The 24,037-nt window shown below is 71.1% G+C and carries 18 protein-coding genes; 8 read left to right on the forward strand and 10 right to left on the reverse strand.

Features of this window, described 5'->3' with window-relative positions; translation table 11 throughout:
• Entirely contained in the window at positions 1-2,745 is a 2,745-nt protein-coding gene (locus tag ATC03_RS05190) for a glycoside hydrolase family 3 protein (RefSeq protein WP_067873983.1), read from the reverse strand.
• Positions 2,746-2,748: 3 nt separating this feature from the next.
• The gene (locus tag ATC03_RS05195; RefSeq protein ID WP_067873985.1) at positions 2,749-5,232 is read right to left on the reverse strand and encodes a glycoside hydrolase family 3 C-terminal domain-containing protein; all 2,484 of its coding nucleotides are present in this window, start codon (positions 5,230-5,232) and stop codon (positions 2,749-2,751) included.
• Between the two features lie 149 nt (positions 5,233-5,381).
• Between ATC03_RS05195 and ATC03_RS05200 the strand changes: the two genes are divergently transcribed.
• Positions 5,382-6,008, forward strand: coding sequence for a TetR/AcrR family transcriptional regulator (locus ATC03_RS05200; RefSeq protein WP_067873988.1), 627 nt, complete (start codon positions 5,382-5,384; stop codon positions 6,006-6,008).
• 34 nt (positions 6,009-6,042) lie between these two features.
• Here ATC03_RS05200 and ATC03_RS05205 read toward each other — a convergent pair whose 3' ends face one another.
• On the reverse strand, positions 6,043-6,291 hold the full coding sequence (locus ATC03_RS05205) for a MoaD/ThiS family protein (RefSeq protein WP_067873990.1): 249 nt from the start codon (positions 6,289-6,291) through the stop codon (positions 6,043-6,045).
• A gap of 56 nt (positions 6,292-6,347) precedes the next feature.
• Between ATC03_RS05205 and ATC03_RS05210 the strand changes: the two genes are divergently transcribed.
• Positions 6,348-7,538: a ThiF family adenylyltransferase gene (locus ATC03_RS05210; protein ID WP_067873993.1), complete on the forward strand. Its 1,191-nt coding sequence runs from the start codon at positions 6,348-6,350 to the stop codon at positions 7,536-7,538.
• 179 nt (positions 7,539-7,717) lie between these two features.
• On the opposite strand, the gene moaA is transcribed toward ATC03_RS05210, so the two are convergent.
• Positions 7,718-8,773 carry a GTP 3',8-cyclase MoaA gene (gene moaA / locus ATC03_RS05215; protein WP_067873996.1) on the reverse strand — a complete coding sequence of 352 codons (1,056 nt, stop codon included), beginning with the start codon at positions 8,771-8,773 and terminating at the stop codon, positions 7,718-7,720.
• 267 nt (positions 8,774-9,040) lie between these two features.
• On the opposite strand from moaA, the gene ATC03_RS05220 reads away from it, so the two are divergent.
• Both ATC03_RS05220 and ATC03_RS05225 read left to right on the forward strand, forming a co-directional pair.
• A complete protein-coding gene (locus ATC03_RS05220) occupies positions 9,041-9,592 on the forward strand; it encodes a nucleoside deaminase (RefSeq protein WP_084003302.1) in 552 nt (183 codons plus the stop codon).
• A gap of 15 nt (positions 9,593-9,607) precedes the next feature.
• The gene (locus ATC03_RS05225; RefSeq protein WP_067873998.1) at positions 9,608-11,095 is read left to right on the forward strand and encodes an NCS2 family permease; all 1,488 of its coding nucleotides are present in this window, start codon (positions 9,608-9,610) and stop codon (positions 11,093-11,095) included.
• A 196-nt stretch (positions 11,096-11,291) separates the two neighbouring features.
• Here the strand turns inward: ATC03_RS05225 and ATC03_RS05230 are convergent, their stop codons facing one another.
• From ATC03_RS05230 to ATC03_RS05250, 6 genes are all read right to left on the reverse strand, one after another.
• Positions 11,292-12,110 carry an SDR family oxidoreductase gene (locus ATC03_RS05230; protein WP_067874001.1) on the reverse strand — a complete coding sequence of 273 codons (819 nt, stop codon included), beginning with the start codon at positions 12,108-12,110 and terminating at the stop codon, positions 11,292-11,294.
• A complete protein-coding gene (gene xdhC / locus ATC03_RS05235) occupies positions 12,107-13,066 on the reverse strand; it encodes a xanthine dehydrogenase accessory protein XdhC (RefSeq protein WP_084003303.1) in 960 nt (319 codons plus the stop codon). Before xdhC ends, ATC03_RS05230 begins: the two co-directional genes overlap by 4 nt.
• Positions 13,066-15,483: a xanthine dehydrogenase molybdopterin binding subunit gene (xdhB, locus tag ATC03_RS05240; protein WP_067874004.1), complete on the reverse strand. Its 2,418-nt coding sequence runs from the start codon at positions 15,481-15,483 to the stop codon at positions 13,066-13,068. The genes xdhC and xdhB overlap by 1 nt, the downstream gene beginning before the upstream one ends.
• On the reverse strand, positions 15,480-17,012 hold the full coding sequence (locus tag ATC03_RS05245) for a xanthine dehydrogenase small subunit (protein ID WP_067874007.1): 1,533 nt from the start codon (positions 17,010-17,012) through the stop codon (positions 15,480-15,482). The genes xdhB and ATC03_RS05245 overlap by 4 nt, the downstream gene beginning before the upstream one ends.
• A 171-nt stretch (positions 17,013-17,183) precedes the next feature.
• Positions 17,184-17,351 (reverse strand): hypothetical protein, encoded by a 168-nt coding sequence (locus ATC03_RS20510; RefSeq protein WP_156997194.1) that lies wholly within the window; start codon positions 17,349-17,351, stop codon positions 17,184-17,186.
• 261 nt (positions 17,352-17,612) lie between these two features.
• Complete coding sequence (locus ATC03_RS05250) at positions 17,613-18,365, reverse strand: IclR family transcriptional regulator (protein ID WP_067874010.1); 753 nt, start codon at positions 18,363-18,365, stop codon at positions 17,613-17,615.
• Between the two features lie 223 nt (positions 18,366-18,588).
• Between ATC03_RS05250 and ATC03_RS05255 the strand changes: the two genes are divergently transcribed.
• The 4 genes from ATC03_RS05255 to ATC03_RS05270 all read left to right on the forward strand — a co-directional run bounded on the left by ATC03_RS05255 (position 18,589) and on the right by ATC03_RS05270 (position 23,823).
• On the forward strand, positions 18,589-20,010 hold the full coding sequence (locus ATC03_RS05255; protein ID WP_067874013.1) for an NAD-dependent malic enzyme: 1,422 nt from the start codon (positions 18,589-18,591) through the stop codon (positions 20,008-20,010).
• Entirely contained in the window at positions 20,007-21,674 is a 1,668-nt protein-coding gene (aceB, locus tag ATC03_RS05260) for a malate synthase A (protein WP_084003304.1), read from the forward strand. Before ATC03_RS05255 ends, aceB begins: the two co-directional genes overlap by 4 nt.
• 2 nt (positions 21,675-21,676) lie before the next feature.
• On the forward strand, positions 21,677-22,948 hold the full coding sequence (locus tag ATC03_RS05265) for a DUF6986 family protein (RefSeq protein ID WP_067874016.1): 1,272 nt from the start codon (positions 21,677-21,679) through the stop codon (positions 22,946-22,948).
• 62 nt (positions 22,949-23,010) lie between these two features.
• Positions 23,011-23,823, forward strand: a complete 813-nt coding sequence (locus ATC03_RS05270) for a bifunctional allantoicase/(S)-ureidoglycine aminohydrolase (RefSeq protein ID WP_067874020.1) — start codon at positions 23,011-23,013, stop codon at positions 23,821-23,823.
• Positions 23,824-24,037: the final 214 nt, after the last annotated feature.

The raw sequence follows: 24,037 nt of genomic DNA on the forward strand, positions 1-24,037 counted from the left end.
TCAGTCGAACAGGTCGGTCTTCAGCACGGCGAACAGGACGGCGTGCACGCGGTCGCGCAGGCCCTCGCCCACGCCGACCGGGTCGGCCTCGAGCGCCGCCTTCGTCTGGTTCGCGGTCGACGTGGGCAGCATCGCGAGCATCAGGTCGTTGCCGTAGCGCACCGCAAGCGCCGGATCCATCCAGCCGCCGAGCACCGCATCGGTCGAGACGACGCCGTCGAAGCCCCACTCGCCGCGGAGCACGTCCTGCAGCAACTGCTCGTTGCCACCGGCCCAGCGGCCGCCGATGTTGATGAAGGACGACATCGCGCCCGTGACATCCGCCTCCTTGACCGTGATCTCGAAGGGCCGCAGGTAGAGCTCGCGCAGGGCCTGCTCGTCGACGAAGACGTTCATGCCGGGAGCGCGGGCGCTCACCTCCTGCTCGTTGAGGGCGAAGTGCTTCATGAAGGTCAGCACGCCCTTGCTCTGGGCGCCCTCGACCATCGCGGCGCTCATCCTGCCCGAGAGCAGCGGGTCCTCCGAGAAGTACTCGAAGTTTCGACCGCCCATGGCAGTGCGGTGCAGGTTCATGCCCGGGGCGTACCAGCCCTGCACGCCGTACGCGTTCGCCTCGGTGCCGACCGCCTCGCCGAGGGCCTCGGCCAGCGCGTCGTTCCACGTCGACGCCACCACGACCTGCGTCGCGAACGACGCGGCCCCGAGGTCGCCGAAGAGGTAGTTCAGGCCGGCCGGGCCGTCGAGGAGCACGGACTTCGGGATGCCGACTCGCTCGACGCCCTCGGTCACGTAGGCGCCGTTCGCGAAGAGCGCGATCTGCTCGTCGGCCGTGAGCTGGTCGAGGAACTGCTCCCACTTCGGGTCGTCGTAGTCGAGGCCGCGCAGGTCGGCGAGCACGAGGCCGTGGTCGGCGCCGTACGTGGGCGCCTCGCCCTCGGCGGGCGCGATCTCGGGGTCCATGCGCTCGAGGAGCTCGTCGGATGCGACGAGGTCCAGGTCGGAGCTGTCGGGGTACGTGCCCTCCCAGTCGCTGCGGGACAGGGTGGTGAGGCCGTCGCCGGCGTAGCCGAAGCGGTTCTCGAGGGCGACGCCCGTGGTCTCGTCGGTGTCGTAGACGACATCCGAGGCGATCTCGGTCGCGAAGGCGGCGACGGGCGTGTGCACGTCGGTGCCGACCGTGATGCCGTACGTGCCCCGCTCGAGCAGGTAGGCGCCGTTCGCGTCATCCCACGAGGCCATGTCGCGCTTCGCGAACGTGACCGTCACGGTCTCGGATGCGCCGGGCTCGAGCAGCGAGGTCTTCGCGTACCCTGCGAGCTCGATCGCGGACTTCTCGATGCCGCCCGCGGTGTACGGGGCCGAGAAGTAGACCTGCACGACGTCCTTGCCCGAGACGTCGCCGGTGTTCGTCACGGTCACGTCGACGCTGATGTCGTCGTCGCCGACCACCGGCTGCGCGGCGTTCCAGGCGAAGTCCGTGTAGCTCGCGCCGAAGCCGAACGGGTACTGCACGGCGGCGTCGTAGCCGGCTTCGTCGTCGAGGTAGCGGGTCTCGTAGTAGCGGTACCCGACGTAGATGCCCTCCTCGTACTCGAGCACGCTGCGCGAGGTGTTCTCGTAGCGGAAGTCGCCGAGGTTCTCGGCCGCGGGGGCATCGGCGACATTGCGCGCGTAGGTGTCGGTGAGGTGGCCCGACGGGTTCACCTGACCCGTCAGCACCTTCGCGAGCGAGACGGCGCCGAGCGGGCCGGGGGTGCCGATCCACACGGCGCCCGTGATCTGCGGGTACTCCTCGACGAAGCCGAGCTCCATCTGGTTGCCCGAGTTGACCACGACGACGACGTCGTCGAAGTTCGCGGTCACGGTGTCGAGGAGGTCGCGCTGCGCGTCGCTGATGCGCAGGCTCTCCGCCGTCAGGTCGGCGGCCTCGGAGGCGCCCGAGCCGATCACGACGAGCGCGGTGCCGGAGTAGTCGCGGGCCTGGGCGAGCACGTCGTCGGTGAGGTAGTCGGGTTCTGGCTCGGCCGCGTCGCCGCTCGTGAGCATCGCCAGGATGCCGAGCAGGCCGCTGGGCGCGCCGGAGTCGGTCTTCGCGCCGGCGTCCTCCATCGCGGAGCGCAGCTCGCCGTTGACTTCCACGCCCTGCTGCTCGAGTGCGTCGTACAGGCCGACGGCGCTCGCCTGGTTCGCACCACCGGATCCGGCGCCGCCGAACCGGAGGTTGAACGACGCGAAGCTGAAGACGTTCAGGCGCGTGTCGGCGAGGGGCAGCACGTCGCCCTCGTTCTTCAGGAGCACGATGCCCTCGTCGGAGATCGCCTCGGTGACGTCGGCGCTCTGCACCCGGGCGGCATCGCCCGCGGCGGTCGAGCTGTCGAGTTCGATCGACGTGAGACGGCCGATGTCGCGCACGACGGGGGCGGCGAGCACCGCGATGACGGCGACGATCGCGACGGCGATGCTCCAGCCGACGATGCGGCGGGGGCGCGCCTCGACCTTGCGGTAGGCGCGCTCGCGACGCTTCAGCTCGCGGCGCTCGGCGCGCGACATCGAGGCGCGGGCCGCCTTGCGCTCCTGCTTCGCGGTCGAGCGGGCCTCGCGGGCGGCGGCACGGTCGGCCGCCTTGGCCGCCGTGCGGTCTGCGGGCGACATCGCCTTCAGCTCGGCCTTGCGCGCGCGCTTCGCGGCCTTCTCGGCCTGGACGCGGGCGACCGCCTCCTGCTTGATCTCTTTCCGGGTGGGCATTTCTCAGTTCGCTTTCGGGTCGCGGTTCTTGGTGGCGCGCAGCGTCCATGCCGCGCTGATGAGGCGGCGTGCGCCGCGGAAGAAATGACGGTTGACCATGAGGAGGAGGCCGTCGAGCATGTCCTCGTCGAACGCCCCGCCCGACAGGCGGGGGATCGACCGGAACGGCAGGTCGAGCGCGAAGTGCGTGTTGTTCGCGGCGAGGGGGCGCCCCAGCCGCATGAGCACGTCGTGGCTCGTCGTGATCAGCCAGTACAGGAGCCCGGCGAAGCCGCCGCGGCCCTTCGTCTGCGCGATGATGTCGTCGCGCGAGAGCGGTCGGTCGAGCGACCACTCCGAGGCGGGCAGCTCGCGGCCGAGCAGCGTCGCGAACTCCTCGGCGCCGACCACGTCGACGTGCCCGGAGACGTAGTGCGGCAGCGCGTCCTCGCCGGCGAACGACCAGGGCTCGCCGTCGACCTCGATCGGTGCGCCCAGGCGGATGTCGCGCGACGACGCCCCGGCGAGCACCGCGTAGGTGCCGGGCACCGTGCGCCAGTCGTGCGTGGTGACGTCGTACGCATCGAAGGCGTGCTCCACGAGGGCGACCTCGACGACGGCGCGCTCGCCGGGCTCGAGCGAGACCTTCGCGAAGCCGCCCAGCTCGCGCGGGGCGCGGAAACGGCCGCTCGCGGCATCCGGAGCCTCGAGGTAGATCTGCACGATCTCCGAGCCGGCGCGCTCGCCCGTGTTGGTCACGGTCACGCTGACGGTCGATCGACCGGCGACGAGGTCGGAGTACGCGAACGTCGTGTAGCTCAGCCCGTGCCCGAACGGATAGCGCACGGGGGCGCCGACCTTGTCGTAGTGGCGGTAGCCGAGGTAGATGCTCTCGCGGTGCTCGCTCGTCGCCTCGGTGAGGCGGAACGTCGCCGACGACGCGACATCCTCGTACCGGAGCGGGTAGGTCTCGGCGAGCTTGCCGCTCGGGTTGACCGCGCCGGTGAGCGCGTCGACGAACGCCCGCCCGCCGCCCTGGCCCGCGAGGTAGCCGTGCAGGATCGCGTCGACGCGGTCGGCGAAGGGCAGCTCGACGGGCGCGCCGCCCGCGAGCACGACGATCACGGCCTTGCCGAGGGCGATGAGCTCGTCGGCGAGGTCGAGCTGGTTCTGCGCGAGGCGCATGTGGGTGCGGTCGACCGCCTCGGCCTCGGCCGACTCGTCGAGGCCGAGGAACAGCAGCACGGTGTCGGCCCGCCCGGCGAGCTCGACGGCTCGGCGGCGGAGCCGCTTCGACGAGCCGTCCATGCGCGAGAAGCCGGGCTCGAAGCCGACCACGTCGAGCGCGGAGTCGTGCAGGGCGTCGAGGGGCGAGTCGATGCGGGTCGGATTCACGAGCGAGCTGCCGGCGCCCTGGTAGCGGGGGGTGCGGGCGAAGTCGCCGATGACGGCGATGCGTCCGGCGCGCGGGCCGAGCGGCAGTGCGCCGTCGCGGTTGGCGAGCAGCACGAGCGAGCGGCGGGCCGACTCGACCGCGAGTTCGTGGTGCGCGTCGAGGTCGGCGGGGGAGGCGTGGGAGGCGTGGCCTGAGCCCGCGCCGCTGCCTTCGGCGCTGGTCGGCGTCGGCGTCGGCGTCGGCGCCGTGCGCTCGATGAGCGTGAGCAGTTCGGCAACGCGGGCGTCGAGCACGGCGACGTCGAGCGCGCCCGACTCGACCGCATGTACGATCTCGGCATCGGTCACCCCGTTCGTCGACGGCATCTCGAGCGCATTGCCGGCGACGAGGCCGGCGACGCGGTCGTTGCTGCCGCCCCAGTCGGTCACGACGAGCGCGTCGAAGCCCCAGCGGCGGCGCAGGATGTCGAGCATGAGCTCGTGGTTCTCGTTGGCGTAGGTGCCGTTGACCCGGTTGTACGAACTCATCACGGTCCAGGCGTCGCCGTGGGTGATCGCGATGCGGAAGCCCTCGAGGTAGAGCTCGTGCATGGCCCGCTCGTCGACGATCTCGTCGATCGACATGCGGTGCGTCTCCTGGCTGTTGACCGCGAAGTGCTTGGCCGACGCGGCGACGCCCTGCGACTGCACGCCGGCGATGAACGCGGCCGCCATCGTGCCCGCGAGCACCGGGTCCTCGGAGAAGTACTCGAAGTTGCGGCCGGCCAGCGGGTTGCGCTTGATGTTGAGGCCGGGGCCGAGGAGCACGCTGACCCGCTCGGCCGCGGCCTCGGCACCGAGCGACTCGCCGACACGACGGAGCAGGTCGACGTCCCAGCTGTTCGCGAGCGTGGCGGCCGTGGGGAAGCAGGTCGCCGGGATGCTCGCGTTCAGGCCGAGGTGGTCGGCCGCACCGCCCTGCTTGCGCAGGCCGTGGGGGCCGTCGGTGAGCATGATCGACGGGATGCCGAGGCGGTCGATCGCCTTGGTGTTCCAGAAGTTCGCGCCAGACATGAGCGACGCCTTCTCGGCCAGGGTCAGCTGTTCGAGCAGGCGCTGGACACTCTCGGGCATGGATCTCCTCGGACGACGTCGGTCGATGGTCCGACCGGTGGGTGCCGGCGGACCTGCTGCGCACCGGGGTGCGCGGTGCTATCGTAACCGAATTCCACCAATGGTGGAATTCAGGCGATGCGGCGAGGAGGCCGTGCGAGCATGGAGACATGATGGCGACCGACGACGAACTGATCGAGCACCTCGAGGGCTACGTCAACGGGCGCGCCACCAAGCACCAGATCGTGGCCAGGGCGGCCGAGGCGTTCGCGCAGCAGGGTTTCCACGGTGCCTCGGTGCGCGGCATCGCGCGGGCCGCCGGTGTCGACCACTCGACGCTGCTGCATCACTTCGGCAACAAGACCGCGCTGCTGCAGGCCGTGCTCGAATGGCAGGACGCGCAGCACCTGCCCGACGACCTGTCGATGCTGACGGCCACGGCCACGCCCGAGTCGGTCGCCGACGGATTCGTCGAGACCGCCCGACGCAACCGCGCCGCCCCTGGGCTCGTGCAGCTGCTCTCCGTGATGACGGCCGAAGCCGGCTCGCCCGACCACCCGGCACGCGAGTTCATGGCCCGCCGTCAAGTGATCCCGCGCGACATCATGGCCGCGACGATCCGCGCGCAGCGCCTCGCCGGCGCGGTCGACGACGACGGCCTCACGCCAGAGCAGAGCGCCGCGGTACTGATCTCGACGTGGGAGGGGTTGCAGGTCTACGACGCGCTGCACCCGGGCGAGCTCGACGTGCCCGACCTGCTCGGCCGAGCGCTGCGCCGTGCCTTCGGGCTCGACTGAGCGCCCGATCACGCGCGAGCGCGCGGCGGGTCGATTAGCCGCCCGCGAACGGCGGCAGGATGTCGACCTGCTCGCTGAGCGCCGCGGCCGGGTCGCGTTCGACGCGCCCGCCCACGAGGAAGGAGCCCGACCGCAGCACGCGCTCCATGGGCGCGCCGTAGCGGTCGAGGAGCACCTCGCGCAGATCGGCGACGGTGGCGGATGCCGCGAGCTCGAGCCGTTCCTCTTCGAGACCGGCTGCGTCGGCGGCTGCGGCGAAGTATCGAACGGTCACGAGCGTCACGGGTTCGATGCTACCCGGCCGGATGGTGGCAGGCGGGCGCGTGCGAGGATGGCAGCATGAACCCCGCTCCGCTCGTCGAGCCGGGCCCGCCGCTGACGGCCGAGCGGGTCACGCGCTTCAGCCGCCAGCTCATGCTCCCCGGATTCGGAGAGCTCGCGCAGCGTCGCCTCGCGGCCGCCCGGGTGCTCGTCGTGGGCGCGGGCGGGCTCGGCAGCGCGCTCGTGCCGTACCTCGCGGGCAGCGGCGTCGGCACGATCGGCCTCGTCGACGACGACACCGTCGAGCTCTCCAACCTGCACCGGCAGGTGAGCCACGGCGTCGCCGACGTCGGGCGGCCCAAGATCGACTCGCTGGCCGACACGGTCGCGGGCATCGACCCCGACTGCCGCGTCATCCGTCATCGCGATCGCCTCACGTCGGCGAACGCGCTCGACGTGCTCGCCGGCTACGACCTCGTGGTCGACGGCAGCGACAACTTCCCGACGCGCTACCTCGTCAACGACGCGGCGCTGCTCGTCGGCATCCCGCTCGTGTGGGGCTCGATCCTGCGCTTCCACGGCCAGGTCGGCGTCTCGTGGCGCGAGCACGGCCCCACCTACCGCGACCTCTTCCCCGTGCCGCCCTCGCCCGACGAGGTGCTCTCGTGCGCGCAGGGAGGGGTGCTGCCGAGCGTCTGCGCGTGGGTCGGCGCCCTCATGTCGACCGAGGTCGTGAAGCTCGTCACGGGCGTCGGCGAGCCGCTGCTCGGCCGCGTCACGACGATCGACGCGCTGTCGGGCCGCTCGCGCGAGCTCTCGTACCAGGCGATCGCCGATGCGCCGCAGATCACCTCGCTCGTGGACTACGAGCTCTTCTGCGGGCTCGAGTCCGCCGCATCGAGCCTCGCCACGGTGACGGATGCCGCGGGCGCCCCGCTCGCCGCGGCCACCGCGCCGCGCGGGGTGACCGCGGCCGACCTGCTCGCCCGGGTGCGCGGCGGCGAACCGATCCGACTGCTCGACGTCCGCGAGCCCGCCGAGGCCGAGTTGCGACGCATCGCGGGCAGCGAGCTGCTGCCGCTCGGCGACCTGGTGGAGGGCGGGGAGCCGCCGGCGGGTGCCGGCACGCTCGTCGTCTACTGCGAGCAGGACCTCCGCTCGCGCCGGGCCGCGCGCCTGCTCCTCGAACGCGGACACGACGACGTGGTCTTCCTCGTGGGCGGCATCGACCGCTTCGCGAGCGTCGCCGCCGACCTCGTGCAGCGCTGACGCACCGACAAGGCTCCGGATGTCGCGGCGAACGTCATCGCGCACCTCGGCGAACGCAATCCGGGCCTCGCCGACGAGATGCGCCGAGCCCACCCCGAGCCGCCGACGGCATAGCCGCTGAGCCACCGGGCTCGCCGGTCGAGGAACGCAGTGTCTCGAGACCAGCACGCCGCTGGGCGTCAGCCGCCGATGTAGCTCATCTCGACCTTGGGCCGGGCCGCGCGCAGTTCGGGCGTGAGCGTCGCGCGCACCTCTGAGTAGCGGTCGGCGCGGGCACCCCAGATCGCGCCCATGGCGTCGGCCAGCCCATCGTCGTCGATGCCGCCGCGCAGCAGCGCCCGCAGGTCGTGCCCCTCCGAGGCGAACAGGCACGTGAACAGGCGCCCCTCGGTCGAGATCCGGGCCCGGTTGCACGTGCCGCAGAAGGCCTGCGTGACGCTCGAGATCACGCCGATCTCGCCGCCGCCGTCGACGTAGCGCCAGCGGGCGGCCGTCTCGCCGGGTGCCGTCGCACCCACGGGGGCCAGCGGCATCCGCTCGCCGATGCGCTCGACGATCTCGGCCGACGGCACGACCTCGCCGAGTTCCCACCCGTTCGACGTGCCGACATCCATGTACTCGATGAAGCGCAGCGTGAACGGCGTGCCCCTGAAGTGCTCGGCCATGGGCAGGATCTCGTGGTCGTTGAGGCCGCGCTTGACGACCATGTTGACCTTGACGGGGCCGAGGCCGGCGTCGTGCGCGGCTTGGATGCCGTCGAGCACGCGACCCACCGGGAACCGCACGTCGTTCATCGCCTGGAACAGCTCGTCGTCGAGCGAGTCGAGCGAGACGGTGACGCGCGTGAGCCCGGCGGCCTTGAGCGAGGCGGCCTTCATCGCGAGCGCCGAGCCGTTGGTCGTGAGGGCGATCTCGAGCGGCCGACCGTCGGGCGTGCGCAGCTCGGCCAGCTGCGCGATGAGCTCCTCGAGGCCTCGGCGCAACAGCGGTTCGCCGCCCGTGAGGCGCAGCTTCTCGACGCCGTGCGCCGCAGCGACGCGCGCGATGCGGGTGATCTCCTCGAAGCTCAGCAGCTCGTCACGGTCGAGGAACGCGTAGTCGCGCCCGAACACGGTCTTCGGCATGCAGTACACGCAGCGGAAGTTGCAGCGGTCGGTCACCGAGATGCGGAGGTCCCGCAAGGGGCGGTCGAGGAGGTCGACCGTGCGACCGGTCGACGCGAGTCGTCGCGTCATGCTCCACCATCCCTCTCGTGGCGTCAACGCTAACACCGGAGCGACGGATCCCGGCTCCAAAGTTTTCGCTGAACGGAAAATCGATTTCAAAAAGGTGTAGAAGTTCGTCGAATCCGCTGTTATCGTCGTACCCGCAGCCCCAGCCGGCCCCACGAAGGTCCGGATGCCGACACTCCACCCCCTGACGAAGAACCCGCCGGATCGATGTGGATCCACCCGATTTCGGGCCCCATCCGATGGCGAGACAGCAAGGAAGCTCGACTCATCATGGAAACGTTCGCCAGCACGGCACCCACGGCACTCCTCACCGACGCGACCCCGGTCGCGGCATCCGATCCGGCGCAGGTCGCGGCATCGTACCTCGCCCGCGCGGTCGATCTCGCGACGCAGAACGTGCGCGAGGCCGGCGGCCCGTTCGGCGCGATCGTCGTCACCGCAGACGGCAACGTGTACGAGGGCGTGAACCGCGTGACGGCCAACCTCGACCCGACCGCGCACGCGGAGGTCTCGGCCATCCGCAACGCGTGCCAGGGCCAGAGCACGTTCGACCTCACGGGTGCGACGCTCTACACGAGCTGCGAACCGTGCCCCATGTGCCTCGCCTCGGCCCTGTGGGCTCGCATCGACCGCGTGTACTTCGCGGCCGACCGCGACGACGCAGCCGACGCGGGATTCGACGACGCCGTCTTCTATCGCTACTTCGAGGGAGGCAGTGAAGACACCGCGATCATGCCCGTCGCCAACATCGACCTCGGGGCAGCGCATCGAGTGGCACCCTTCACCGAGTGGAACAGCAACATCTCTCGTATCGACTACTGAGCAGGAGATCCACCCGTGTCACAACCCACCTCCGTCCGCAACGACGCGGACCCCACGCCCGAACCCGAGGCGCCGGCCACGATCAAGGGCGGACTCGACCGCTTCTTCGAGATCACCGCGCGCGGCTCGACGTACGGCCGTGAGATCCGCGGCGGCATCGTCACGTTCGTGACGATGGCGTACATCGTCATCCTCAACCCGCTCATCATCGGCGGCATCAACGCCTCCGACGTCGAGGGCCACTTCCTCGACCCCGCGCAGGTCGGCGCCGCGACCGGCCTGACGGCCGGCGTCATGACGATCCTGTTCGGCATCGTCGCGCGCCTGCCGTTCGCGATCGCCGCGGGGCTCGGCATCAACTCCTTCCTGGCGGTCTCCGTCGTGGGCAACGTCACGTGGCAGGAGGCCATGGGCCTCGTCGTCATCAACGGCGTGATCATCGTGATCCTCGGTGCCACCGGGGCGCGCACGGCGATCTTCCGCGCGGTGCCGAAGGCGCTGAAGGCGTCGATCACGGTCGGCATCGGCCTGTTCATCGCGTTCATCGGGTTCGTCGACAGCGGGTTCGTGACCCGCACGCCCGGTGGTCCGCCCGTGCAGCTCGGCGACGCCGGGTCGATCACGTCGATCCCGACCGCGATCTTCCTGCTCGGCGTCGTGCTCATCGGCATCCTCGTGGCCCGAAAGGTGCCCGGCGGCATCCTGATCGGCATCGTGGCGACGACGATCGTCGCGATCATCGCCCAGTCGCTGCTGAAGCTCGGCCCGAGCTTCGAGGACCCGAACGGATGGCACATGACCATCCCCGAGCTGCCGAGCCAGATCTTCACCGTGCCCGACTTCGGACTCGTCGGCCAGTTCGACCTGTTCGGTGCCTTCGAGCGCATCGGCGTGCTCTCGGCGACGATGCTCGTGTTCACGCTCGTGTTCACGAACTTCTTCGACGCGATGGGCACCATGACGGGGCTCGCGAAGAATGCGGGCGTCGCCGCGAAGGACGGCACGTTCCCGCGCCTCCGCTCGGCGTTCATCATCGAGGGCACCGGCGCCATCGTGGGCGGCGTGACCTCGACCTCCTCGAACACGGTGTTCGTCGACAGTGCGTCGGGCATCGGCGAGGGCGCCCGCACGGGCCTCGCTTCGGTCGTGACGGGGCTGCTGTTCTTCGCCTCGACGTTCCTGACCCCGCTCACGCTCGTGGTGCCGATCGAGGTCGGTTCCGCAGCACTGGTCGTCGTGGGCGCCATGATGATGGCGCAGGTCGTCGAGATCGACTTCCGCAAGTTCGCGATCGCCCTGCCGGCGTTCCTGACGATCGTCACCATGCCGCTGACGTACTCGATCGCGAACGGCATCGGGGTCGGCTTCATCTCGTGGGCGCTCATCAACGCCGCGTCGGGCCGTGCCCGAAAGGTGCACTGGCTGCTGTGGCTCGTCGCCGCGGGCTTCGCGCTCTACTTCGTGCGCGGTCCGATCGAGGCGGTCATCGCCGCGGCCGGCTGAGCCCGGCTCCGAGACGTCGGAGTCCTCACGCGGCCACGATGAGGTGACCGTGACCGACGCCCCGCACCGCTCCCCGGAGCCGGTGCGGGGCGTCGTCGTGTCTGACGGATGTCGCGGCAGTGCCGTCGGCGTCGGCGCGTGGTCGGCCCGGTGCATCGGCCCGGTGCATCGGCCCGGTGCGACGCGGAGTGCGGCCTCAGCCGCGACCGACGAACGGCATGCCCGCTGCGGTGACCGTGAGGTGCGGAACGCTGACGCCGAGGGGGAGCGCCGCGATGTGCGCGACCAGCTCGGCCAGCGGGGCGGCGTCCATGCTCGGCTCGACCCGGAGCGTGCCGTCGGCCTGCACGGCCCCCGCGCCGTTGAGCGCGTCGAGCAGGCCGGTGCGCACGTTGCCGACGTCGATCTGGGTGCAGGTGATGCCGTACGGGCGGCCGTCGAGCTCGATCGACTTCGACAGGCCCGTGATCGCGTGCTTGGTCGTCGTGTAGGCGACCGACCTCGGCCGCGGCGACTGCGCCGAGATCGACGCATTGTTGATGATGCGGCCGCCCTGCGGCCGCTGGTCGCGCATCTGTCGGAACGCGGCGCCGGCGCAGAGCACTGAGCCGGTGACGTTGACGGCCAGCGTGGCCTGCCAGGCGTCGGGGTCGAGCTCGCCGACATCCGCGGCCGGACCGAACGTGCCGGCGTTGTTCACGAGCAGGTCGAGGCGGCCGAACCGAGCGGCGTGCGCTGCGAAGAGAGCTGTGACGCTCGCCGGATCGCTCACGTCGGCTTCGACCACGAGCGCGTTCGAGCGGATGCCGCGGTCGGCCGTCGGCTCGTCGTCCGGCGCTCCCGTGCCGGGGTGGGGCGGCTCGGAGCACCGGCCCGCAGCGTCGCGCAGCGTCTCGGCATGCAGGCCAGCGAAGGTCACCCCCCAGCCGTCGTCGAGCAGGGCGATCGCGATGGCGCGCCCGATGCCGCTGCCGGCGCCCGTGACGATCGCCGACCCGGGCGCCCTGGCTGTCATCGCGCGGTGACGGGTGCCGCTGCGAGCTCGGGTGCCGCAGCGGCATCTGGTGCTTCAGCGGCGTCGGGCGCTTCGGATGCCTCAGGTGCTTCGGATGCTTCGGACGTTTCGGCAGCTTCGGGCGCCGCCGGGCGAGCGGTGCCCCGCGCCTCCTCGATGAGCTGCAGCAGGCGTGCCGCGACGCTCACGGCGATCACCGCCGGCGCCTTGCCGGCGACCTCGGGGATGCCGATCGGCGTCGTGACCCTGGCCATCGCCGCGTCGTCGTGACCGACCTCGCGCAGCTTCTTGCGGAACCTGGCCCACTTCGACGACGATCCGATGAGCCCGATCGAGCCGAGCCCGTCGGTGCGGAGCGCGGTCTCGACGATCGCGAGGTCCTCGATGTGGTCGTGCGTCATCACCAGCACGTGCGCACCGGGCTCGAGGTCTGCGAGCGCGGCCTCCGGCACGGGGGCGTGGTGCACGTGCACGGTGGCGACGGCATCCGCGAGCGGTTCGAGCCGGGCGGGCGCGAGCATGTCGGCGCGCGAGTCGACGAGGTGCAGGTCGAGCTCGTGCCGCGCGAGGATCCGCGCGAGCTCGAGGCCGACGTGCCCGATGCCGAACACCGCGACCGACGGAACCACCTGCACGGGTTCGAGCAGCATCGTGACCTCCCCTCCACAGCACTGCACGCCGTACTCCGTGACGGCCTTGTCGCTGAGCGCCAGGGTCAGCAGCTGCGGCTCGCCGTCGCCGACGGCGAGCATCTCCCTGGCGCGGCGCACCGCGGTGGCCTCGAGATTGCCGCCTCCGACCGTGCCGAACAGCTCGGCCGGGGCGACCACCATCTTCGCGCCGCCGTTGCGGGGCGCGTGGCCGCGCACCATGGCCAGCGTCACGACCACGGCCGGCGTGCGCTCATCGCGCAGCCGCCGCAGGGCGTCGAGCCAGTCCAGCGTGCGCGCGGACATCAGGCGTCGACCGTCTCGCGAACGGGTGGAGGCCCGCCCGCGGCATCCGTCGCCGGTGTTGCGGTGTTCTCGACGGCCCCATCGAGAACGGATGCCGCGGCACGCGCCGACTCGATCGCCCAGAAGACGGCCTCGGGGGTCGCGGGCGAGCCGAGCTCGACGCTGTGCTCGGCCGGGCCGAACGCCCCGACGGCCTCGCGGATGGCCTCGCGCGCGCTGAACCCGAGCATGAACGGCGGCTCGCCGACGGCCTTCGAGCCGTAGACGGCGCCGTCCTCGGTGGCGCGCTCGAACAGGCGCACGTGGAACTCCTCCGGCATCTCCGAGAAGCTCGGCAGCTTGTACGTGCTAGCCGACTGCGTCTGCAGGCGGCCGCGGTGCGGCCCGTCGCTCTCGTCCCAGCGCAACTCCTCGAGCGTGAGCCATCCCATGCCCTGCACGAAGGCGCCCTCGATCTGGCCGATGTCGATCATGGGCGAGAGCGAGTCGCCGACGTCGTGCACGATGTCGACCCGGCGCACGCGGTAGGCGCCCGTGAAGCCGTCGACCTCGACCTCGGTGGCCGCGCAGCCGTAGGCGAAGTACTTGAAGGGAGAGCCCTGCATGATGTCGGGGTTCCAGTGCAGGCCCTCGGTGCGGTAGTAGCCCGCGGCCCAGAGCTGCACGCGCTGCAGGTAGGCGGCGTTCACCACATCGGCGAACGCCAGGCTGCCCGGCTTGCCGAGCCCTGACACGCGGCCGGCCTCGAAGCGCACATCGCGTTCGTCGACGTCGAGCAGGCGCCCGGCGACCTTGGCGATGCGGTCGCGGATCTGCTCGCACGCGTTCTTGACCGCGCCGCCGTTGAGGTCGGCGCCCGACGAGGCCGCGGTCGCCGACGTGTTCGGCACCTTGTCGGTGCGCGTGGGCGCGAGGCGCACCTGGTGCAGCTCGAGCCCGAGCGCGGTCGCGGCGACCTGCAGCATCTTGGTGTGCAGGCCCTGGCCCATCTCGGTGCCGCCGTGGTTGATGAGCACCGACCCGTCCTTGTAGACGTGCACGAGCGCGCCGGCCTGGTTGAACGCGGCGAAGTTGAACGAGATGCCGAACTTCACGGGCGTGATCGCGAGGGCCCGCTTGAGGTCGGGACTCGTCGCGTTGAACGCCTCGATCTCGGCCGTGCGCGCGGCGAAGTCGCTGTCGGCGAGCAACTCGCTCCAGATCGCCTCGATGCGCCCGGCGTCCTTCACGAGCTGGCCGTACGGGGTGGACTGGCCCTGCCGGTAGAAGTTGCGCCGTCGCAGGTCGGCGGGCGCGATGCCCAGGGCGGGCGCCACGCGACCGAGGATGTCCTCGATGAGGAACACGCCCTGCGGCCCGCCGAACCCGCGGAACGCGGTCTGCGAGGTCTTGTTCGTCTTCACGATGCGGCCGTCGGCGTGCACGTTCGGGATCCAGTAGGCGTTGTCGAGATGACAGAGCGCGCGCCCGAGCACGGGCTCCGACAGGTCGATGCTCCAGCCGCCGTCGGCCGTGAGCGTGGCCTCGAGCGCCTGCAGCATGCCGTCGGCCGTGAGCCCGACCTTCCACTCGATGTGGAACGGATGCCGCTTGCCGGTCATCGTGATGTCCTGGGTGCGGTTCAGGCGCAGGCGCACGGGCCGGCCGGTGAGCTTCGCGCCGAGCGCGGCGATGGCCGCGAACCCGTGCGGCTGCATCTCCTTGCCGCCGAAGGCGCCGCCCATGCGGAGCGACTGCACCGTGACCTCGTTGCTCGGGATGCCGAGCACGTGCGCGACGATCTCCTGCGTCTCGGAGGGGTGCTGGGTCGAGCACTGCACGAAGTACTGGCCCTCCGAATCGCGGATCGCGAAGGAGGCGTGCGTCTCGAGGTAGAAGTGCTCCTGGCCGCCGAACTCGGTGACGCCCTCGAAGACGCGATCGGATGCCGCCATGGCCTCCGCCGCGTCGCCGCGCACGACCGTGCGCGCGATGCCCTGGAACGACTCGGCGGCGATCGCCTCCTGCACGGTGATGTACGACGGCAGCGGCTCGTACTCGACGCGGACGGCCTCCGCGCCGAGGCGCGCGGCCTCCTGCGTCTCGCCGAGCACCCAGACGAGGGCGTGGCCGTAGAACATCGCCTCGCTCGGGAACAGCGGCTCGTCGTGCTTGATGCCGGCGTCGTTGATGCCGGGCACGTCGGCGGCGGTGAGCACGCGCACGACCCCACGCACGTCGTAGGCGGGGGCGACGTCGATCGTGACCCTGGCGTGCGCGTTCGTGGACTGCACGGGCCACGCCGTGAGGGTGCCGACCGTCTGGGCGGCGAGGTCGTCGGTGTACATCGCGGCACCCGTCACGTGCAGCTTCGCGCTCTCGTGCGCGGCGTTCAGGCCGACCACGGGGTTGGCGGGGCGTTCGGCGAGGGCGCTCATGCCGAGACCTCCTTCGATTCGATGACGGTCGTGCTGTACAGCTTCAGCAGGGACGTGCCCAGCATCAGGGAGCGGTACTCCGAGCTCGCACGGTGATCGGACATCGGGGTGCCCTCGGTGCGCAGCACGGCCGACGCGGCGCGCACGGTCGCGATGTTCCACGGCCGCCCGATGAGCGCCGCCTCGGTGGCGCGAGCCCGGAGCGGGGTCGCGGCGACGCCGCCGAGTCCGATGCGGGCATCGACGACGATGCCGTCGCGGATGTCGAGGGCGAAGGCGACGGCGACGCTCGAGATGTCGTCGAACCGGCGCTTGGCGATCTTGTGGAAGCCGGTCACGGGTGCGAGCGGCAGGGGGATGCGGATGGCGCGGATGAGCTCGTCGCCCGCCCGCACGGTCTGCCGGTAGCCGGTGAAGTACTCGGCGAGGTCGACCTCGCGCTCGCCGTCGACCGACGCGAGCACGATGCGCGCGCCGAGGGCGAGCAGCGCCGGGGGCGTGTCGCCGATGGGGGAGCCGGTGCCGAGGTTGCCGCCGATGGTGCCGCGGTTGCGGATGAGCCGCGACGCGAACTGCGGGAGGAGCTTCGCGAGCAACGGGACGCGGCCGTCGAGGCGCCGTTCGATCTCGGACAGCGGCAGGGCGGCGCCGATCTCGATGACGTCGTCGCCGATCTCGAGTCCGCGCAGCTCGTCGAGCTGCTCGATCGCGATCACGAGCGGTGCGCGGCGGCCGCGCAGGTTCACCTCGACGCCCCAGTCGGTCGAGCCGGCCACGAGCACCGCGGTCGGTTCGTCGTGCAGCATGCGGAGCGCCTCGTCGAGCGTGCCGGGCCGCACGAAGCGGTTGCCGTCGACGGCGAGGTCGGTGGGTACGGGTTCCGGCGCAGGCCGGAGCCGGCGCGCGGCGAGCTCGTCGTCGGCCTCGGGGGATCCGAGCGTGTAGGCGGCGTCGCGGATGGGGCGGTAGCCGGTGCAGCGGCACAGGTTGCCGCTCAGCGCGTGCAGGTCGAAGCCGTTGGGGCCGTGCTCTGCGTCGTGCCCAGCGTCGTGCGCTGGGCGGCCGTCGGCGCCCGCCGGACAGGCGGCGTCGTGTTCCGTGGCGGTGGCCGCGACATCCGGCGTCGCGCCGATCTCCTGCGGTGCGCGGTCTGCGCGGTAGTACTCGCCGGCCATGCTGCAGGCGAACCCGGGGGTGCAGTAGCCGCACTGCGACCCGCCGGCCTCGGCGAGCTTGGCCTGCACGGGGTGCAGGTCGTCGGGGCCGCCGAGGCCCTCGGCGGTCACGATCTCCTGCCCGTTCAGCGCCGCAGCCGGCACGAGGCACGCGTTGACCGGCGTCCAGGCCGTGCCGCCGTCGGGGGTGGGCGTCGCGAGCAGCATGGCGCACGCACCGCATTCCCCTTCGGCGCATCCCTCCTTGCTGCCCGGGAGGCCGGTTTCGCGCAGCCAGTCGAGCGCGGTCGTGTGGGTGGGGATTCCGTTCAATGACCGGGCGAGCCCGTTGACGGTGACGACGATGTCGTGCATCGGATCTCCTTGCATTCGGTGTCGACGTCGACACCTGCGGCACCGGGGCCCCGATGGCCCCACCTCGCACCGCGCCTGCCTCGGGCAGTCATCTCATGATACTGCGCCTCGAACAGGCAGTTCTTGCCCTTCGAAATCAAGATTCCACAGAGCGGATGTCAGGGCCTGCCGTCAGGTCGTAAGCCACCGGAGCACCGGTGTGCGCTGCAAGACGCGGGCGAACCAGCCGTGCCCGCGCTCGGCGCGAGCGGGCATGTGGATGTCGGGGTCGATCGCGTTCGATGCGGTGAAGGCGTAGGGGCGTTCGACGACGCCGGGCTCCTGGCGTTGGTGGGACATGTTCTCGCTCCTTCCGACCGGTGCAACTTCCGAATTGTGGAATTCATATTCTGAATTACGGAAAGAGTAAGCGAAGGTGTCGGGGGAGGTCAAGGGTTCGGCGTCGGCTCGCCACGCGCGGTCGTCGACGGGTCCCGACGTGCGAGGATCCACGCGCGAGATGCGACGTGCGAGGCGCGCCGGGGTGCCGAGGTGCCGACGTGCGAGATGCGAGCGCGATGGACTCGCGTCGTCCCTCGGTGGGCGACGCGGCGCGGCGGATCAGCTCGAGATCGCCGTGGAGATGTCGAGCACGGTCTCGCGCAGCACGGGGATCGCGCGCTCGGCGAACGCCTCGTCGACGCGGGCGACCGGGCCCGAGACCGAGACCGCGGTCGGCACGGGGGCGCCGGGCACGGCCATGGCGTAGCAACGCACGCCGATCTCCTGCTCGTTGTCGTCGATCGCGTAGCCCCGCTCGCGGCTGAGGCGCAGGTCGTCGAGCAGACGCTCGACGGAGTCGATCGAGAATTCGGTCGACTTCGGCAGGCCGGTGCGAGCGACGATCTCGCGCACGGTCTCGTCGTCGAGCGTGGCGAGGATCGCCTTTCCGACGCTCGTGGTGTGCAGGCTGGAGCGGCGGCCGACCTCGGTGAACATGCGCATCGCGTGCGGTGACGGCGCCTGCGAGACGTAGATGACCTGGTCGCCGTCGATGGTGGCGAGGTTGGCCGTCTCGCCGAGGCGGTCGACGAGGGTCTTGAGCTGGGGCTTGGCCAGGTGGCCGAACTGCCGGTTCGCGACCTCGCCGAGGCGCACGAGCCGCGGGCCGAGCGCGTACCGGCGGTTCGCGAGCTGCCGGGCGTACCCGAGTGAGACGAGTGTGCGCAGCAGTCGGTGGATCGTCGGCAGCGGCAGCTCGGCCATCGTCGAGAGCTCGCTCAGGGTCACGTCGCCGCCGGCGTCGGCGATGAGCTCGAGGAGGTCGAAGACTCGGGCGACCGACTTGACGCCGTCGTTGGGGCTGTCGGCCATCCGGGATGCTCCACTTCGATTCATGCATGGCGGCAGTCGATATCCGCATCGCGGAAACCTGCCGGGTCCAGTCAAGATATCGCACCGGCGCCGCGCGGGAGGCGAACTTCGCCGCCTGCTCTTGCTTTTCCGAATAGCAGAGAATAATCTCCATCATACGAAAACATCTACTGCTTCAGCAGGTGATCGAGGATGGTCAGGACCATCCGGAACAGGACATTCGATGGCGAATCCGAGCCCCGGCTATTCCATCCAGTTGCGGGTCGAGGCGCCCGCCGGCGTCACGGCCACGAGCGAACTCGTCGTCACCGTCGCCGAAGCCGGCGCGGTGGTCACCGCGGTCGACGTCAGTGAGTCGACCGGCGACCGAGTGCTCGTCGATCTCACGTGCTACGCCGTGAGCGCCGAGCACGCGACGCAGGTCGCCGTGGCGCTGGCCGCTCGAGACGGCGTGATCGTGCGCGACGTCGCCGACCGCACCTTCCGGCTGCACGCCGGCGGCAAGCTCGAGATCGTGCCGAAGGCGCCGTTGCGCAACCGCGACGACCTGTCCCGCGCGTACACGCCCGGCGTGGCGCGCGTGTGCCTCGCGATCGCCGACGAGCCAGCCGCCGCCCGGCGCCTCACCGTCAAGGGGAACACCATCGCCGTCGTGACCGACGGGTCGGCCGTGCTCGGCCTGGGCAACATCGGCGCTCTCGCCTCGATCCCCGTCATGGAGGGCAAGGCCGCACTGTTCAAGCAGTTCGCCGACGTCGACGCCTGGCCGGTCGCGCTCGACACGCAGGACACCGAGGAGATCATCTCCATCGTGAAGGCGCTCGCGCCGGTCTACGGCGGCGTCAACCTCGAGGACATCGCGGCGCCGCGCTGCTTCGAGATCGAGCGCCGCCTGCGCGAGGAGCTCGATATCCCCGTCTTCCACGACGACCAGCACGGCACCGCGATCGTGACGCTGGCCGCGCTCGTGAACGCCCTCCGTCTCGTCGGCAAGCGCCTCTCCGACGTGCGGATCGTCGTCTCCGGCGTCGGCGCGGCCGGCTCGGCGATCATCCAGCTGCTCGTCGCCGAGGGCGCGCGCGACATCGTCGCGTGCAGCCGCACGGGGGCCATCCACCGCGGCGAGAGCTACGACGACCCGCACCGCACGTGGATCGCCGAGCACACCAACCTGCAGGGCGTGCGCGGCACCCTCTCGGAGGTGCTCGTCGGCGCCGACGTCTTCATCGGGGTGAGTGCGCCGAACCTCCTCGTCGAGGCCGACATCGAAGCGATGGCCGATCGGGCGATCGTGTTCGCCATGGCGAACCCCGACCCGGAGGTCGACCCGGTGGTCGCCGCGCGCCACGCCGCGGTCGTCGCGACCGGCCGCAGCGACTTCCCGAACCAGATCAACAACGTGCTCGCCTTCCCGGGCTTCTTCCGCGGGCTGCTCGACTCGGGCGCCGTCGACATCACGCCCGAGATGCTCGTCGCGGCGGCCGAGGCGATCGCGTCCTGCGTACGGGAGGACCAGCTCAATGCGAGCTACATCATCCCGAGCGTGTTCGACCCGGACGTCGCACGCGTCGTCGCCGAATCGGTCGCCGCCGCGGCCGCCAGGCGCTCCGCCCTCGTCGAAACCCAGGAGGAATCCGCAGCATGACCACCCCGACCGCACCGGCCGTCACGGCACCGGCCGTCACGGCACCGCCCCTCACGGCGCCGGCAGGCGCCATCGAGATCACCCGCGCCACGAGCATCGAGGGCGGCGACGAGATCCTCACCCCCGAGGCGCTCGCCTTCGTCGCCGAGCTCCACCGGAGGTTCGCCGGCCGCCGCGACGAGCTGCTCGCCGCGCGTCGCACGAGGCGCGAGGCCATCGCCGCGGGCGGCACGCTCGACTTCCTCCCCGAGACCCGTGAGGTGCGCGAGGGCGACTGGCACGTGGCATCCGTTCCCGACGCCCTGCTCGACCGCCGCGTCGAGATCACCGGCCCTGCCGCGCCGCCGAAGATGGCGATCAACGCGCTGAACTCGGGTGCCCGCGTGTGGCTGGCCGACCTCGAAGACGCGACGAGTCCCACCTGGGACAACGTCGTCGGCGGCATCAAGAACCTGCGCGACGCCGCCCTCGGCACCCTCGCGTACACCTCGCCGGCCGGCAAGCCCTACGCCCTTCGCACCGACCTCCGTCGACCGACCGTCGTCACGCGCCCGCGGGGCTGGCACCTGTCAGAGCGCCATGTGCTCATCGACGGCGAGCCGGCGGTGGGCGCCCTCGTCGACTTCGGCCTGCACTTCTTCCACACGGCCCAGCTGCTGCTCGCCAACGGCCACGGCCCCTACTACTACCTGCCGAAGCTCGAGAGCCACCGGGAGGCCCGGCTCTGGAACGACGTCTTCGTGTTCGCTCAGGAGTACGTCGGCCTCGACCGCGGCACCATCCGCGCGACCGTGCTGATCGAGACGATCCCCGCGGCCTTCGAGATGGACGAGATCCTCTTCGAGCTCCGCGAGCACGCCTCCGGCCTGAACGCCGGCCGGTGGGACTACCTGTTCAGCCTCATCAAGGTGTTCCGCGACGCCGGCGAGGCGTTCGTGCTGCCCGACCGCGCCTCGGTGGCCATGACCGCGCCCTTCATGCGCGCCTACACCGAGCTGCTCGTGAAGACCTGTCATCGTCGTGGCGCCGTCGCGATGGGCGGCATGGCCGCCGTCGTGCCGAACCGCAACGACCTCGAGGTCACGGCCGCCGCATTCGAGAAGGTCCGCGCCGACAAGACCCGCGAGGCCGGCGACGGGTTCGACGGGTCGTGGGTCGCCCATCCCGACCTGGTGCCGGTGTGCCGCGAGGTCTTCGATGCGGCGCTCGGCGACCGGCCGAACCAGGTCGAGCGACAGCGGCCCGAGGTCGAGGTCACCGCCGCGCAACTGCTCGACGTGGCCTCCGCGGTCGGCGAGGTGACCGAGGCGGGCCTCCGCGCCAACCTCTACGTCGCCGTCGCCTACACGGCCGTGTGGCTGTCGGGCAACGGCGCGGTCGCGATCCACAACCTGATGGAGGATGCCGCGACGGCCGAGATCTCCCGTTCGCAGGTGTGGCAGCAGCTCCGCAACGAGGTCGTCTTCGCCGACACGGGTCGGCGCATCAGCCCGGAGCTCGTGCGCTCGGTGCTCGCCGAGGAGGTCGAGCGCCTGCGCGGCGAGGTCGCCCCCGACGTATTCGCCCGCCACTACGAGCCCGCCGCGGCGCTGATCGCCGACATCTGCCTGTCGAGCGAGTACGTCGACTTCCTCACGCTGCCCGCCTACGAGCTGCTGGACTGAGCATGGGCGCCGTCCTCACCCAGGCCGACGTCGCCGCGATCGACGCCCGCCTCCTCGAGACCGACTCGCTGCTCGAGCGGGCGTACCCCGGCGACGACGGGTCGCGTCAGCCCGTGCACACCGTGTACGTGCCGGCCGACCGGTTCGAACCCGGGCTGGCCGCCGAGTGGGGTCGCGCCGCCCTCGAGGCGGTCGAGTCCGCCGGCGGACTCGACCGGCTCGCGTCGCACGTCGGCATCGAACGCTCCGTCGCCGACCTCGTCGTGCCCAGGGTCGCCGAGAAGCTCGCACGCGAGCCGATCGAAGACCTCCGCCTCGACTTCGAAGACGGCTACGGCGACCGCGGCGACGACATCGAGGACGCGGATGCCGCGGCCACCGCGTCGCGGGTCGCCGAGGCCGTGCGAGCGGGCGTCGCCCCGCCGTTCATCGGCATCCGGTTCAAGTGCTTCGAGGCCCCCACGCGGGCTCGCGCACTGCGCACGCTCGATCTCTTCATCGGCGGACTCGTCGACGAGGGCAGCCTGCCCGACGGGCTCGTGCTGACCCTGCCGAAGGTCTCGACGGTGGCGCAGGTGGAGGCCATGGCCGAGATCGCCGGAGCGCTCGAGCGAGCGCACGGGCTGCCCGACGGGCGCATCCGGTTCGAGGTGCAGGTCGAGACGCCGCAGCTCGTGCTCGGCGCCGACGGCACCTCGCCGGTCGCGCAGCTGCCGCTCGCCGCCCCCGGCCGCATCTCGGCGCTGCACTACGGCACCTACGACTACAGCGCCTCCCTCGCGATCGCCGCGAGGTACCAGTCGATGGAGCATCCGGCGGCCGACCTCGCGAAGGGCATCATGCAGCTCGCGGTCGCGGGCACCGGCATCCGCCTCTCCGACGGCTCGACGAACATCCTGCCCGTCGGTGACGGGGCGGATGCCGCGTGGGCGCTGCATGCGCGCCTCGTGCGCCGTTCGCTCGAGCACGGGTACGCCCAGGGCTGGGACCTGCACCCCAACCAGCTGCCGACCCGGTACCTCGCGACGTTCGCCTTCTACCGGGAGGCCTACCCCGAGGCATCCGCCCGACTGCGCGCCTACCTCGAACGCACGCCGGGCGCCGTGCTCGACGAGCCGGCCACGGCCCGCGCCCTCGCCGGAGTCGTGCTGCGCGGCGTCGCGTGCGGCGCGATCGGCCTCGACGAGGTCGCGGCCGACATCGGCATCCACCGTGCCGAGCTCGTCGGGCTGGCGCACCCCCGGCTGGCCGCTGCGCTCGCGACGACGGCCTGAGCCGCGCCGACATCCGTCATCCGTCTCGGCCGCGGCCGAGCGTCCACGAAACAAGGAAGCACATGACCTACTACACCCCGAGGGGCGGGCTGCCGCCCCAGACCGACCTGCTCACCGACCGCGCGGTCGTGAAGCAGGCGTACACGTTCATCCCGAAGGGGGTGCTGCGCGACATCGTCACGAGCACGCTCCCGGGATTCACCGGCACGCGCTCGTGGATCATCGCGCGGCCCGTCGCGGGCGGCGCGACCACCTTCTCGCAGCTCATCGTCGAGATCTCCCCGGGGGGCGGCGCACCGAGGCCCGAGGTCGAGGACGGCGTCGAGGGCGTCGTGTTCGTCACGACGGGCGCGCTCGTGCTCACCCTCGAGGGCGAGCGGCACGTGCTCGAGGAGGGCGGCTACGCGTTCCTCGCGCCCGGTGCCGAGTGGTCGCTCGCGAACGAGGGCGACGAGATCACGAGCTTCCACTGGATCCGCAAGGCGTACGAGCGGGTCGACGGCATCGCCCCGCCCGCGTCGTTCGTCACGCGCGACCAGGACGTCGAGCCGGTGCCGATGCCCGACACGGGCGGAGCGTGGGCGACCACGCGGTTCAGCGACTCGGCCGACCTCTCGCACGACATGCAGGTCAACATCGTGACGTTCCAACCGGGCGGGTCGATCCCGTTCGCCGAGACGCACGTCATGGAGCACGGGCTGTTCGTGCTCCAGGGCAAGGCGGTGTACCGGCTCAACGACGACTGGGTCGAGTGCGAGGCCGGCGACTACATGCTGCTGCGCGCCTTCTGCCCGCAGGCCTGCTACGCGGGAGGGCCCGAGCCGTTCCGCTACCTGCTGTACAAGGACACGAACCGGCAGATCCGCCTCACCTAGGCGAACGCGAGCCGTGTCCTGAACGCCCGGAACCCGCGCGGTTCCGGGCGTTCCGTCGTCTCGGCCGCGCCCGGGCGGACGAATATCGCGCGGTGGTTGACGCCCTCGGCATCTTCGCTTACTCTTTTCACACAGCGGGAGAGAGATTCCACGATGTGAAACATTGAGAACCTCGAATCCGTCTCGCACCTGCACCATCACTCGCACCAAGCAC

It is taken from the genome of Agromyces aureus (genome assembly GCF_001660485.1).
In the GTDB taxonomy this organism is placed as follows: Bacteria; Actinomycetota; Actinomycetes; order Actinomycetales; family Microbacteriaceae; genus Agromyces; species Agromyces aureus.